13 protein-coding genes are annotated in these 13,713 nt (G+C 69.2%); 4 read left to right on the top strand and 9 right to left on the bottom strand.

Features of this window, described 5'->3' with window-relative positions:
- Window positions 1-1,210: 1,210 nt before the first annotated feature.
- The 9 genes from ABGB08_RS30750 to ABGB08_RS30710 all read right to left on the bottom strand — a co-directional run bounded on the left by ABGB08_RS30750 (window position 1,211) and on the right by ABGB08_RS30710 (window position 9,008).
- On the bottom strand, window positions 1,211-1,717 hold the full coding sequence (locus tag ABGB08_RS30750; RefSeq protein ID WP_347597032.1) for a hypothetical protein: 507 nt from the start codon (window positions 1,715-1,717) through the stop codon (window positions 1,211-1,213).
- Window positions 1,718-2,090: 373 nt separating this feature from the next.
- Window positions 2,091-2,786, bottom strand: a complete 696-nt coding sequence (locus ABGB08_RS30745) for an HAD family phosphatase (protein WP_347597039.1) — start codon at window positions 2,784-2,786, stop codon at window positions 2,091-2,093.
- Window positions 2,787-2,993: 207 nt separating this feature from the next.
- Window positions 2,994-4,265 carry a beta-N-acetylhexosaminidase gene (gene nagZ, locus ABGB08_RS30740; protein WP_347597029.1) on the bottom strand — a complete coding sequence of 424 codons (1,272 nt, stop codon included), beginning with the start codon at window positions 4,263-4,265 and terminating at the stop codon, window positions 2,994-2,996.
- A 279-nt stretch (window positions 4,266-4,544) separates the two neighbouring features.
- Window positions 4,545-6,236, bottom strand: a complete 1,692-nt coding sequence (gene ptsP / locus ABGB08_RS30735; RefSeq protein ID WP_347597026.1) for a phosphoenolpyruvate--protein phosphotransferase — start codon at window positions 6,234-6,236, stop codon at window positions 4,545-4,547.
- Window position 6,237: 1 nt separating this feature from the next.
- Entirely contained in the window at window positions 6,238-6,501 is a 264-nt protein-coding gene (locus ABGB08_RS30730) for an HPr family phosphocarrier protein (protein ID WP_155354829.1), read from the bottom strand.
- Window positions 6,502-6,514: 13 nt separating this feature from the next.
- On the bottom strand, window positions 6,515-7,165 hold the full coding sequence (locus tag ABGB08_RS30725; protein WP_347597023.1) for an HAD-IA family hydrolase: 651 nt from the start codon (window positions 7,163-7,165) through the stop codon (window positions 6,515-6,517).
- Complete coding sequence (locus tag ABGB08_RS30720) at window positions 7,156-7,602, bottom strand: PTS glucose transporter subunit IIA (RefSeq protein WP_155354886.1); 447 nt, start codon at window positions 7,600-7,602, stop codon at window positions 7,156-7,158. The genes ABGB08_RS30725 and ABGB08_RS30720 overlap by 10 nt, the downstream gene beginning before the upstream one ends.
- An 11-nt stretch (window positions 7,603-7,613) precedes the next feature.
- Window positions 7,614-7,850, bottom strand: coding sequence for a PTS glucose/sucrose transporter subunit IIB (locus tag ABGB08_RS30715; protein WP_155354830.1), 237 nt, complete (start codon window positions 7,848-7,850; stop codon window positions 7,614-7,616).
- A gap of 123 nt (window positions 7,851-7,973) precedes the next feature.
- Window positions 7,974-9,008 (bottom strand): SIS domain-containing protein, encoded by a 1,035-nt coding sequence (locus tag ABGB08_RS30710; RefSeq protein ID WP_155354831.1) that lies wholly within the window; start codon window positions 9,006-9,008, stop codon window positions 7,974-7,976.
- A gap of 109 nt (window positions 9,009-9,117) precedes the next feature.
- On the opposite strand from ABGB08_RS30710, the gene ABGB08_RS30705 reads away from it, so the two are divergent.
- The 4 genes from ABGB08_RS30705 to ABGB08_RS30690 all read left to right on the top strand — a co-directional run bounded on the left by ABGB08_RS30705 (window position 9,118) and on the right by ABGB08_RS30690 (window position 13,679).
- Window positions 9,118-9,852 (top strand): GntR family transcriptional regulator, encoded by a 735-nt coding sequence (locus ABGB08_RS30705; RefSeq protein WP_347597018.1) that lies wholly within the window; start codon window positions 9,118-9,120, stop codon window positions 9,850-9,852.
- Window positions 9,853-9,878: 26 nt separating this feature from the next.
- Entirely contained in the window at window positions 9,879-11,201 is a 1,323-nt protein-coding gene (locus ABGB08_RS30700) for a PTS transporter subunit EIIC (RefSeq protein WP_347597015.1), read from the top strand.
- 35 nt (window positions 11,202-11,236) lie between these two features.
- Window positions 11,237-13,030 carry a tetratricopeptide repeat protein gene (locus tag ABGB08_RS30695; protein ID WP_347597012.1) on the top strand — a complete coding sequence of 598 codons (1,794 nt, stop codon included), beginning with the start codon at window positions 11,237-11,239 and terminating at the stop codon, window positions 13,028-13,030.
- A gap of 193 nt (window positions 13,031-13,223) precedes the next feature.
- Complete coding sequence (locus ABGB08_RS30690; protein ID WP_347597009.1) at window positions 13,224-13,679, top strand: Rv3235 family protein; 456 nt, start codon at window positions 13,224-13,226, stop codon at window positions 13,677-13,679.
- Window positions 13,680-13,713: the final 34 nt, after the last annotated feature.

Here is a 13,713-nt window from a genome sequence, read left to right as displayed (position 1 = left end):
TCGTCACGACACGCCGTATCGAAACGGCTACGTTCCGGTATGTTCCGCTATCTAGTGATACGCCACAACATCGGGCTTAACGTGCCTCCACCTGCACCAACGCCCGGACCTGCTTAAATCGCAAGCTTAGTTCAGCGTCCTAATCATCGACGCACGATCTGCCCGCCTCATCAGACTGCAAGCCCGGCTGACCACCATGAGCGACCCTCCGAGGACTCCATCCTCACGTGCGACCTCGGCCCGCTCCACGACCAGAGCAAGCCCTTCATCCAGTTCATCGGACGCCGTCACCCACTCACCATTGACGGCCCCATGATCGTGTGATTCCACCGCGAATCCTCGAGTCCGACAGGGACACGCCATCACCCTGCGCGTCACATCACCCAAGATCACACACTATGAACGCTGTCACAGCCCATCTACAACCCGCTCGTGGACCCCTCTGGCTGAGAGCGGTCATCAGGAAACCCAGACTCACGGCCGCGTGGGTCCTGCCAGGCGGACACCAGATTCCGGGCCAGCGGTCAACTCTCATGGCCGCCCGCCTGGAGGGACAAAACCCCGGCGCCGTGGTGAAGAGGGCCGCGACGATCGCATGCGGTGGTTAAGCACCGGTGATGGCTGGGGCGATCGGCGCCGTGTGCCTCCTTCGTCGGCCCACGCCATCGTCGTCGTGGGCCCTCATCTCACGGTAGAGAGAGGCCACGTACCGGGATGTGAGATGGCCGTCAGCCGTCATGCCACGTGACCATGCACCCAGACCCCGCCGTCCGTGGACCAGGAGAAACTGATGACCGCTAGCACTCTGGCGACGACCCTTCGCGACCGGCCACGAACCCGCAGGTAGAGGCTTACGATTTACCCCACCTGTCAGGGCGCCTCCGCGCGCTGCCCTTCATCGAGGCCCTTCGCGGACGGCTTCCGCCTCCACGACGTTGTCGGGTCGCGGCGCTTCCGGGCCCCACCCTTCATCGAGGCATCTCCAGGACCGCGCTCTGGCGGTTGGTCCCGTGTCGCGGCACCTCCACGCGCTGCCCTTCATCGAGGCCCCTCCCACATCGGTCATACCGACCCGACCGTTTGTCACGGCGCTTCCGAGCGTCGCTTCAAGCTGGTTGTGCTCCTCGCCGCACCATCCCAAGAAGCAGCAGCGGCGTTCTGTGCAGGGGCATTCTCTTGAAGGTCAGCGGATGGCTCGTTCGCGCCGGGGTTAAGCGAGGATGTCGGGGATTTCCTGGGTGGCGTACCAGAGGAGTTCGTGGGCGTCGGCGCCGTCCACGATGAACTGGGCGTCGTCGTCGCCGTCGTCGGCCGAAGAGAGGGCGGAGATGGCTGCGGAGACGTCTTGCTGGGCGGACAGATCATCGATGTGGACGGCGGCCAGCTTTGCCATCGGCACCGATTCCAGTACTCGAACCCGTCCACGATCATCCAGGTCGGGACTCACCAGAACGGCCGTGTCCGGGACTTCCGCCACGACCACGACCCGCCGAGGCGGGGCCTCGAACCCGTCGACCTGGTCAGCGGCCAGCATCCGCAACGACCCCCGGGCCGCCTCCATCAGCGCGACATACTCCAGTTCCTCGGTATCCCCCGAGACGTACCACTCGACGAGCGCGGGCGTCACCGCGAACCCCGCCATCGGCCCTGGCCCGAGTTCCCCGACCGCGAGCGCGCGGGCCAACCCCGGAAGCGTGCACGGCAGATAGACACGCATGCGTTCCCCAAGATGCTCGACTCTGAAGCTATGCCACGGCCGCCCGAATAACGAAGAGCTCCGCACGGATTCCGGGGCGCCCCAAACCCCGGACGCAGCCGATCACCCCATGAGTGTGCCAGCACACAGCACTTCCCGCGAGGACCCTTCCGCCCCAAGCCACCCCAAAGCGCCAATCAACACTGCCGCAATCCACCCTGACATCCCACCCCGACATCCCAACGCCGCGTCCCGCCCCAACATCCCAACGCCGCGTCCCGCAGACCGCTCTGCCCTTCTCACCATCGCCTGCCCGACTTCAACCATCGGGAGATCCGCCAAGTCCGGGAGTCACGGCGGCGCGTAGTGCCCGCACCTGCCGTCCTGCACGAATTCAGGAACCAGCGCGGAGTGGGACTCCGGTGAGGGTTTCCAGGTGGGTGATCGTGGTGGTGGGGGTCGTGTGGTGAAGGCCGTGGATGCCTAGGGATTGGGCGGCGGTGATGTTGGCCTCGATGTCGTCGATGAAGACGCATTGGGCCGGGGGGAGGGCGATTAGGTCCAGGGCGTGGTGGAAGATTCGGGGCTCGGGTTTGCGCATGCCGACTTCGCCGGAGATGACGACTTGGTCGAAGAGGTCGGTCCAGGTGTCTCGGGGGTAGTCGTTGGCCCAGGAGTTAGAGAGAAGGCAGGTCTTCAGGCCGGCGGCGCGCGCGTGGCGGAGCATTTCGTGCATCGACTCCACCGGGCGGAAACCCGCGAACATGCGGGTCAGCAGCCCTTCGGCGATGGGCGGCACACCGTCCAAGGTAAGCAGGCGAGCAGCAAGATCCCGCTCGAATTCCGCCGCCGAGATCTCACCACGCTCAAGCGCGTGAACCGTGTTCTCTCCATCGACCGCCCCTTCATAGGCATGCCGAATCAGCTCCCGCATGACATCGCGATAGCGCGACCCATCAATCCGATCAGCAGCGATCCACTCATCGATCGCCTCAGCCAACCCAGTGGTAAGAACCCCACCCCAGTCGATCAACACACCCTGAACCACAAACCCTCCCAATCCAAACTCGCTCCAGCGTAGGCCACCCATTTCCCCAACCACGTCTTCCCCACCCACACGCCCACCCCACAAACAAGTCACCCAAGCCGGACCGCCAAGCTGCCCCCTCCACCCGAGCCTGCCCCATGACGCTGGGAAGGCAGCCCTCTGAGGCCAGTGCTGGAAGATCAGCTCTCTGAGGCCAGCCCTCGGAGGTCAGCGCTGGAAGATCAACCCTCTGAGGCCAGCCCTGGAAGATCAGCCTCCGGCGGTGAGGCGGGTGGCGGTGCGGCGGTGTTCTGGGGTTTTTAGTAGGGAGGGGGCTTTGGCGGGTGGGGGGAAGAAGTTCTTGGTGTGGAGGGAGCGGTCGGACTTTAGTTTGAGGATTCGGCGGACTGATTGGTTTAAGCGGGTTTGGGAGATTCGGCCGGAGTTTATGGCGGTGAGAATGGCTTCGTAGGCTGTGGGGAGGTCGGGGGGCATGAGGAGGATGTCGGCGCCGGCGAGGATGGCGCGGACGGCTACTTCGGAGTCGCCGTATTTGGCGCGGACGCCTTCCATATTGAGGGCGTCGGTGGAGATGACGCCTTTGAAGCCGAGTTCGTTGCGGAGGAGGCCGGTGAGGATCTTCTTGGAGAGGGTGGCGGGGTCGCCGGAGGAGTCGAGGCGGGGCATGAGGATGTGGGCGGTCATGATGGCGTCGACGCCGGAGGTGATGGCGGCGCGGAAAGGCGGGGCGTCGAGGCGTTCCCATTCGGCGCGGGTGTGGCGGATGACGGGGAGGGCGGTGTGGCTGTCGGTGGCGGTGTCGCCGTGGCCGGGGAAGTGTTTGGCGGTGGCGGCGATGCCGCTGTCGTGGAAGCCCTTGACGGCGGCGCTGACCATGTCGGCGACCAGGTCCGGGTCGGAGCCGTAGGCGCGGGGGCCGATTACGGGGTTCTTGGGGTTGACGTTCACGTCGGCGACGGGGGCGAAGTCCATGGAGATGCCGAGGGCGCGGAGTTCGGTGCCGGTGATCTTGGCGGCGGCGCGGGCATTGGCGGGGTTGCCGGTTTCGCCGAGGGTCTGGGCGCCGGGGAGTTTGGTGACGAGGTCGCCCAGGCGGGAGACCAGGCCGTTCTCCTGGTCGACGCCGATGAGGAAGGGGACGTCGGGGGAGGCGGCGCGCAGGCCGGCGGTGAGCTGGGCCAGTTGTTTCGCATCGACGATGTTGCCGGTGCCGGGGAAAAGGATCATGCCGCCGAGGTGGAATTTCTTGATCACCTGGGCGGGGGTTCCGACACCGAAACGGGCCTGGTTCTCCTGGTGGGGAGCGTCGGCGCGGGAGCCGTACAGCACGGGCATGAAGAGCTGGCCGACCTTTTCCTCGACCGTCATGCGCTGGATGGCGGCGGAGATGCGCGAGGTGGCCTCGGATTCGGTCGGGGTGATGGACGGGCTGGATAACGCGGCCGACGGGGATGGGCGCGTGGTGCGCCCGGCCGAGGAGTCGCCCGGTGACGAACACGCGACGACCATCGCGAATGTCACACAAACCCCCGCGGAAACGCGCAAACGAGCGAACGTCGCACGCACGGGCATGGAGGTCAAGGCCGCCATCCATGCGCGTGCGAGGGTCATGCGCCGACCAGGTCGCCCTACCGTACTGTGCCCAAGCATGTTCTCACCGTAGCCGGACCCACCGACAACCGCCTCTGAGATCTGGTGCGCGCGGCCCCTCCCCCAGGCCCTGTTCCACCCGGAGGAGGAGCCGCACGCGAGTCAACGACCCGACCCGGCAACAAAGCGGGCCACGTCACGAAGCCCAGATCATAAACCCAGGTCGGCCAGGCCGGGGAGTTCGTTGCGGGCGGCGGATTTGGCGGTGGCGGCGGAGAGGGCGGTGCGGGCGGCGGTGGCGGCGGTACGGCATTGGGTGAGGGTGTGACGGCTGAGGGCGGCGCGGACCCAGGGAAGGGCGGGCGAGCCCATGGACAGGGAGGTGACGCCGAGGCCGACCAGGACGCAGGCGAGGGTGGGGTCGGCGGCGGCTTCGCCGCAGACGCCGCAGGATTTGCCGGTGGTGGCGGCACCGGTGGCGGTGAGGGCGATCAGGTCCAGGACGGCGGGGTGCCAGGGGTCCTGGAGTTCGGCGACGCCGCTGACCTGGCGGTCGGCGGCGAGGGCGTACTGGGTGAGGTCGTTGGTGCCGATGGAGAAGAAGTCGACGGCGGTGGCGAGGTGGTGGGCGCGGAGCGCGGCGGAGGGGATCTCGATCATGATTCCGGCGTTGGGCAGGCCGGCGTCGTGGCACGCGGACACGAACCAGGAGGCTTCCTCGACGGTCGCGACCATCGGCGCCATGACGTAGGCCTGCGCCCGCGTGCCGGCGGCCGCCCGCGCGAGCGCCCGAAGCTGACTTCCCATCATTTCCGGATATTTCCGGAAAAGCCGTAGGCCGCGCTCGCCCAGCGCCGGATTGGGCTCCTCGCCCGACGGCGGCAGGAACGCCAGCGGCTTGTCAGCCCCGGCGTCCAAGGTCCGCACCACAACCCGCCCCCCAGGAAAAGCATCGAAAACGGCACGATAAGCCGCCTCCTGCTCCTCCTCCGTCGGCGCCTCCGCACGATCCAGGAAGAGGAACTCGGTCCGGAAAAGCCCGACCCCCTCCGCCCCCTGCGCCAGCGCGGACTCCAGATCCCGCGGCCCTCCGACGTTGGCCAGCAACGGCACCGCGTGCCCGTCCAACGTCACTCCCGGACCCATGCTCGCCGCCAGCACGGCCTCCCGGGCCGCCGCCGCCCCGAGCAGCGAGTCCACATCGGCCCGCTCCGGCGAAAGCCGTACAGAACCGGAAGTTCCATCCACGAGCGCCCAGATCCCCTGCGGCAGCGAGGTCGCCCCCGCGCAGCCCACGATGGCGGGCACGCCCATGGCCCGGGCCAGGATGGCGGTGTGGCTGGTCGGCCCGCCTTCCTCGGTCACGAACGCGGCCACCAGATCCTTGTTGAGCAGCGCGGTGTCGGCGGGCGCGAGATCCTTGGCCACCAGCACGTACGGCTCCGCCGCCGATTCCGGCACCCCCGGCATGGGCAACCCGGTCAGCAACGCGATGGTCCGATCCCGGATGTCGTCCAGATCGGCCACCCGCTCCGCCAGATACCCCCCAGCGGCGGCCAGCAGCTCCCGATACCGCCCGAACGCCTCGAAAACCGCGCGCGGTGCGGCTATGCCCTCGTCGATGAGCTCGGCAACCCCGACTTCGAGCCCGGGATCGCGCGCCATCATGGCCTGCGCGCCCAGCACGTCCTGAGCCGCTCCCCCGGCCTTGGCCCCCCGCGCCTCAAGATCGTCGGCGACCCGCTCCAGCGCGTCCGCGGCCCGCTTCCGCTCGGCCGCCGCCTCCCCGTCATACCGCGAACCGGGCGCGGGTTCCGGAATCGCCCCGACCAGCACGTGTACGGGACCATACCCGGCCCCCGGACTGACCCCCGAGCCCCGCAACACCACAGAGGTCGTCATGTCAGGTCGCCGACGCTATGGCCGCGAGCTGGTCGAGGACCGAGTCGGCCCCGTCCCCGTCGGCGCTGATGATGATGGTGTCGCCATGCCGGACGTCCAGCGCGAGCACCGACAGGATGCTCTTGGCGTTGACCGGGGTCCCGCCGCTGCCCATTTTCACGACGGTCACGTCCATCGGCGCTTTCGTCGCGGTCTGGACGAACGTCGCGGCGGGGCGGGCGTGCAGGCCCACCTCGGATTCGACGGTTACCTTGCGCTCGGCCACGGAAACTCCTCTACTACGCGGGCGGTCCAGACCACCCGGTTATTGGCCATTTCACACCAGTGAGATCGGCCACGACCAGATCTGCATGCGCCAATTCGCCGGGATGATGGGTGGTCGCGAGTCCCACGCATGTCATACCCGCCGCCCTCGCCGCGGCAATCCCGGCGAGCGAGTCCTCGAAAACCACGCAGTCGGCGGGTTCCACACCTAACCGGGCGGCCGCCGTCAGGTACGCCTCCGGGTCCGGTTTCCCGGCCGTCACATCCTCGGCGGTGACTATGGTCTGGACCAGGTCGTACACACCGAGCCAGCGCAGCCGGTCCTCGGCCCACCAGCGGCGCGCGGAGGTGACCAGCGCGGTGGGCGCGCCGGAGGCGGCGACCGCGTGGACGAACTCGGCCGCGCCGGGCACGACCTCAACCTCGGGCAAGCCGGGCAGGGCCAGGTAAGAGTTGATCTCAACCATCAGCGCGTGCATGTCGTAACCCGGCAACATCTCGCCCAGCACGTCGGGCCCCCGGCGGCCCATGAACCCGCGCAGCACGTTCTCGTCGTGCTCGACGCCATGGCTGTCCAGCAGCATGCCCCAGACGACGAGGCTGCGCGCCTCGGAGTTGATCAGCGTGCCGTCCAGGTCGAACAGCGCCGCGGGCCTCATCCCCATTGGAACAGCTCATCTCCGGCATGTACGGGACCCGCGGCCACCCGCAGGACCGACGAGGCGGGCGCGTCCAGCGCCACCACGGGACAGATCGGCGAGCGGCCACCCGCTTCGATGGCCGCCGGATTCCAGGACACCACCGGCTGCCCGGCCGGCACCAGGTCGCCTTCATCGGCCAGCAACTCGAAGCCCGCCCCCTTCAGCTGGACCGTGTCGATCCCCAGGTGCACCAGCACGCCACGCCCGTCCGCGCCCACGATCACGTACGCGTGCGGATGCAGTTTCACGATCGTCCCCGAGATGGGAGCGAGCGCCAGACCGGGCTCGCGCGCCGGGTCGATGGCCGCCCCCGGACCCATCATGGCCTGCGAGAACACCGGATCCGGCACGGCGGACAGGCTGATCGCCGCACCCGCCATCGGGGCCAGCACAGGTGTCAACAAGATCCCCCTCAGCCGATGATGTCCTCGATGTCGCTGGCGATCGTGTCGGCCTCCGGACCCACGATGACCTGGATGATGTTGCCCGCCGACATCACCCCGTGCGCGCCCGCGGCCTTGAGCGCGGCCTGATCGACCTTGGCGGCGTCCCGCACCTCGGTGCGCAACCGGGTGATGCAGGGGTCGATCTCGATGATGTTGTCCACCCCACCGAGACCGGCGATGATCGCCCGCGCGTCTGCCGCCATGGTCAGCCTCCTCGTTTTAATGAGAAATTTGTGATCTGGACAGCCGTAGCGGCGAATCACCTGGTCGGCGGCTATACGGCTGGCTATGGAACGGGTTTCTCATTAATGGATCCGTGACTCACCTTAATCGGTCTGGGTGACCTTGTTCAGGCCCCGCGGAGCGTCCGGATCGATCCCGAGCCTGCGCGCCAGCGCCTCGGTGAGCAGCTGCCCGGGGACGATGAGGCCGAGTGGCGCGACCCACTCCGGCAGGTCGGGCCCGTGCAGCGACGCCGTCGAGACGGCCGCCAGCCGGGCCCCGCCCCCCACCCCGAACGAGGCCGCGCCCGCTCCGGTCACCCGCTCGGCCAAGGCGATCGTCCCGGGCAAGGTCGGCCCGTCCTGGGCGGCGACCAGAATGGCCGGCGTGTCCTCGTCCACCACCGCGATCGGCCCGTGCAGCAGATCGGCGTAGGAGAGCCCCATGGCGTGCAGGTAGCAGGCCTCCTTGAGCTTCAGCGCCAGTTCCAGCGCCGTGGAGAACGCGAGCCCCCGGCCCGACACCACGACACCCGGTTTGTCCGCCAGGCCCTCCACGAGCGCGTCGAGATCGCCGGGATTGTCGATGAGCTTGTCCACCGCGTCCGGCACCCGGTCCAGGTCGGCCGCGTTCACGTCCGCCCCCAGGCCCAGCGCGAGCACCGCCATCGCGGCCAGCTGGGTGGTGTAGGTCTTGGTGGCCGGAACCGCCTTCTCCTCCCCCGCGACCGTGCACAGCGCCAGATCGGCGGCGAGCGCCAGCGGGCTCTCCGGCCCGCCGTTGGTGATCGCCACCGTCCGCGCCCCGCAGTCCCTGGCCCACTCCAGCGTCTCCACGATCTCCTCGGTACGCCCCGACTGGGAGACCGCCACCGCGAGCACCCCGTCCAGGTCCAGCCGCCGCCGGTAGGTGGTGGCGATCGACGGCGCCGCCAGGGCGGACAGGCGCCCGGCGTGCGCCTCGATGAGGTATCGGCCGTAGACTGCGGCGTTGTCGGATGTCCCCCGGGCGATGAACAGCAGCTGACGGGTTTGTTCCCCCAGTCGCCGTACCTCCCCGACCTGCGGCAGCAGGGCGTCCAGTGTGGCTCGGAGCGCGGCGGGCTGTTCGGCTATCTCGCTACGCATTTTCGTCGTCATCTGGTGCTCATCCCGTTATAGGTCCGTACGTTGACAGAGAATTCGGGCCTGTGGTCTAGTCCGGACTAGACCAGTAGGAACCCTACCTAATACGAGAGGGGAGGCAACAGTGGCCCAGATCGATCCCGACAGCCCGGTGCCCAAGTACTTCCAGCTGCGCGAGATCCTGCTGGACCTGATCGAGAGCAACGAACTCCCGATCGGCGCGGCGATCCCGTCCGAACGTGAGCTGTGCCAGCGTTTCGGCCTCTCCCGAATGACCGTACGCCAGGCGGTCGATCACCTGGTCTCCGAGGGGCGCCTGCATCGTGTCCCCGGCAAGGGCACCTTCGTCGCCCGGCCGAAGATCGAGCTGGCGCTCCAGCTCACCTCCTTCAGCGACGACATGCGCGCCCGGGGCCTGGAGCCCGGCTCCCGCGACCTGGATCGCCGGGTGGTCAGGGCCAGCGCCCATCTGGCCCGCGAGCTCGGCATCCAGCCCGGCGACGCGGTGCACTTCATCGAGCGCCTGCGCACGGCGGACGGGGAACCGCTGTGCGTCGAACGCGCGCACATCCCGGTGGCGCTCGCCCCCGACCTGGACGCCTACGACCTGTCCGGACGCTCCCTCTACGCGCTGCTCGAATCGCGGTACGGACTCGTGCTGGACGCCGGAGAGCTGACCATCGACGGCGGCATCGCCGATCCGAGCGACGCCGACCTGCTCAAGCTGCCCCGCGGCGGCGCCGTGCTGCTCCTGGCCCGGCGTTCCTATGCCGGTGGGGCGTGCGCGGAACTCGGGGTATCGACCTATCGTGCCGACCGCTACCAGCTCCGCACCCTCCTGGAGCCGAGGCGCTCGTAACCTCCCCTCTCCCTGGAGGATCACCGATGAGTTCCACCGTGATGAGCGTGCTCCAGCGCCTCGGCCGGTCGTTGATGTTGCCGATCGCCGTGCTGCCCGCCGCGGCGCTGCTGCTGCGCTTCGGCCAGCCCGACATGCTGGGCTCCAACGGCGCGGAACCGGGCGGCTTAGCCGACGTGGCCGGGTTCGGCTGGATGGCGAACGTGGCGAAGGTGCTGGCCAACGCCGGGGACGTGCTGTTCGGCGCGCTGCCGCTGCTGTTCGCGATCGGGGTCGCGATCGGCTTCGCGCGCAAGTCGGACGGCTCCACGGCGGTGGCCGCGCTGGTGGGATACCTCATCTTCGATCGGGTCTCCAAGGGCCTGTTCTTCGACGCGCCGGCGGCGGATGTCGTACATCAGCGGGTGGCGCAGCAGGTCGTGGGGGCGGACGGCAAGCCGGTCGAAGTGATCAACTGGGCGGCGGGGAACCCGACCGGAGTGCTCGGCGGCATCGTCATCGGCCTGGTGGCGGCGCTGCTCTGGCAGCGGTACTACCGGATCAAGCTGCCGGCCTGGCTGGCGTTCTTCGGCGGGCGCCGGTTCGTCCCGATCGTCACCGCGTTCGCGGGCGTGCTGCTGGGCGTCGTGTTCGGCCTGGTCTGGCCGCCGATCGGCGAGGTGATGAACAACTTCGGCTCCTGGCTGGCCGACCACAACGAGGTCGGCGCCGGGGTGTACGGCACCGCCAACCGCCTGCTCATCCCGCTCGGCCTGCACCACATCATCAACTCCATCGTCTGGTTCCAGGTGCCGGGCTGCGCGGTCAACGGCACCCAGTTCACCGGCGACCTGACCTGCTACCTGCAGGGCGCGGACGGCGCGGGCTCCTTCATGACCGGCTTCTTCCCGGTGATGATGTTCGGCCTGCCGGCCGCCGCGATCGCCATCTGGCGGGCCGCACCGCCGCACCGCAGGACGGCGGTCGGCGGCATCATGATCTCCGCCGCGCTGGTCTCGTTCGTCACCGGCATCACTGAGCCGATCGAGTTCGCGTTCATCTTCGTCGCGCCGGTGCTGTTCGTGGTGCACGCGCTGCTGACAGGCCTGTCCATGGCGCTGCTGGCGGCGCTGGACGCGCGGCTCGGCTTCGGCTTCTCGGCCGGGGCCACGGACGCGCTGCTGAACATCGGCAAGGGCAACACGCACAACTTCTGGCTGGTCATGCTGGTCGGCGTGATCTACGCGGCGGTCTACTACGTGGTCTTCAGCTTCCTGATCAGGCGGCTGAACATCATGACCCCGGGCCGGGAGCCGGAACCGGACGTGGATTCCGGCGAAAGCACCGAAACGACACAGTCCCGGGCCTAGCTTCTTCGCATACAGTGAGCCGCGGGGGTGGGTCCATGTTGACGATCCGGTTACTCGGACGCCCGGCCATCGAACGTGAGGACGCGGCGATCCGGCCGCCGCGCGGGCGCAAAGCGTGGGCCCTGCTCACCTACCTGCTCCTGACCGAGCGCCCGCAGAGCCGCAGGCACCTGTCCGAACTGCTGTTCGCAGACGCCGACGACCCGCTCGGCGCGCTCCGCTGGACGCTGGCCGAACTCCGCAGAACCCTCAGCATTCCCGGCGTGCTGACCGGCGACCCGGTGATCACGGCGTTCGGCGACGACGTGATCGTGGACGTGGATCTCGTCACCCGCGACGACACCGATCCCGCCCCGCTGCTGGAGGCGGGCGGCGAGCTGCTCGAAGACATGAGCATGGCCTCCAGCTCGGCGTTCGAGTCCTGGCTGCTGGTGGAACGGCACCGGGTGTCGGCCCGGATCGAGGCGCGCTGCCGCCAGGTCGCCGTCTCGCTGCTGGCCGCGGGCCAGGCCAGGGACGCCATCGGGTACGCGGCCCGGGCGGTGGCCCGCAACCCGCTCGAAGAGGGCAACCACGAGCTGCTGGTCCGGAGCCTGGCCGCCACCGGAGACCGGGTCGCCGCGCTGCGGCAGGTCGTGGTCTGCGAGGACATCCTGCGGCGGGAACTCGGCCTGGAGAGCTCCGCGGCGCTGCGCGAGGCGGCGACCGTGAGCACGGGAAACCCGGTGGCCCCGCCGTTGAGCGGCCGGGCGGCCGGATCGAGCCAGCTCGACGCGGGCCGGGCCGCCATCGTGGCCGGGGCCGTGGACGCGGGGCTGCAGTGCCTGCGCCGGGCCGTGACCGAGGCGTCCCGCTACGGCGACCCCGCCCTGCAGGGCCGGGCGTTGGCCGCCCTCGGGGCCGCGCTGGTCCACGCGGTGCGGGGCCGGGACGAGGAAGGGTCGATCGCGCTCCATGAGGCGATCCAGCTGAGCACCCAAACGGGCGACCGGGCGACGGCGGCGCGGGCCTACCGGGAGCTCGGCTTCGTGGAGGTGCAGGCGGGGCGGCGGGACACCGCTGAGGAGTGGCTGACCAAGGCCCAGGCGACGGCCGAGACCGACGCCGAGTTCGCCGCGCTACTCGGGCTGCGCGGGATGAACGCCTCCGACTTCGGCGACTACCCGGCGGCGTTCGGCTATCTGATCGAGTCGGTCGAGCGGGCCGCCCGCTGCGCCGACCACCGGCAGGAAGCCTGGTCGCTGTCCATCCTTGGCCGCGCCCACCTGCTGCGCGGGGAGAAGGACGAGGCCGCCGCGGCGCTCCAGCGATCGCTGGAGCTGATCTTCCAGCAGCGCTGGATGGCGTTCCTGCCCTGGCCGCAGACATTCCGGGCCCAGCTCGATCTCGACGCCGGGAACCTGGACGCGGCCGGGGACACGCTCGAACACGCCTGGGAGCTGGCGTGCCAGCTCGGCGATCCGTGCTGGGAGGGCGTGGCCGCGCGCGGGCTCGGCCTGCTCAACGCGAGCCGCGCCGACTACACCACGGCGCTGAAATGGCAGGACGAGGCGGCGTTCCGATGCATCCGGGTGCCGGACCGCTACCAGTGGGTCCACGCGTACGCGCTGGACGCCGCGGTCACCACCGCGCTGAAGCACGAGGACGTGGTGCGGGCGACGCCGATGCTGGACACCCTGGCGACCCTCGCCGCCCACTGTGACATGCGGGAATTCGTGGTGCGCGCGCACGTGCACCGGTGGCGGCTCGGGGACGGCGCCGCGCTGGGGACCGCCCGGCTGCTGAGCGCGAGCATCGACAATCCGGCGCTGGAGAACCTGCTGCGCTGATCAATTGCGGTCGGCCGGTTCCCCGAAGCTGGCGCTCCGAAAGCAGGGAGCGTTGGTGGATCTTCGCGGCGACTGCGGGCGAATCGCCGTACCGACGGCTGCCGGGATCAGGAGAAGTTGGCGCGGGCATATTTCGCAGGGTGGGCCGGAATCTCTTGTAGGGGTCTGATTGTCCGACCCCCTCGGAGACTCGATGCCCCAGCCGATTCCCCTCCCCCGGCTCGTGCCCGTCCCCCCAGCCGACCCCCCGTACGACGAGCAGCCGCGAACCACCGGATCCCTGGCCCTGGCGCCCCAGCCCGTACGGGACCGGCGGCCGCTGGCGATCGGGGCATCCGGCTCCATCCCCGACGAACGACGCCTGCGCGGCCTCGGCCAGGCGCTCGCCGAGATCCTCGCCGGTCGGAGACCCCCCGAGACCATCCAGGACCGCATGTCCGAACGCACCTACACCGAACTGATCCGAGCCGGAAAGATGATCGAAACCCCGCGCGCGCCGATGGTCGGCGTCCCCCACGTGCAGTCCCCCCGCCCCGGAGCGGTGGAAATGTGCCTGCTCGTGCACTGCGGCCCCCGCAGCCGCGCCCTCGCCATCCGCCTGGAGAAGTTCGGCGCCCAGTGGCTGATCACCGACTTCGAAACCGCCTGAGACGACGAAGCCCGCGCCACCAGGGCGCGGGCTT

Source organism: Acrocarpospora sp. B8E8 (assembly GCF_039871605.1).
GTDB classification, from domain to species: domain Bacteria; phylum Actinomycetota; class Actinomycetes; order Streptosporangiales; family Streptosporangiaceae; genus Acrocarpospora; species Acrocarpospora macrocephala.
Note: the sequence above shows the minus strand (reverse complement) of the source record. Positions and strands in the feature narration are given on the sequence as shown.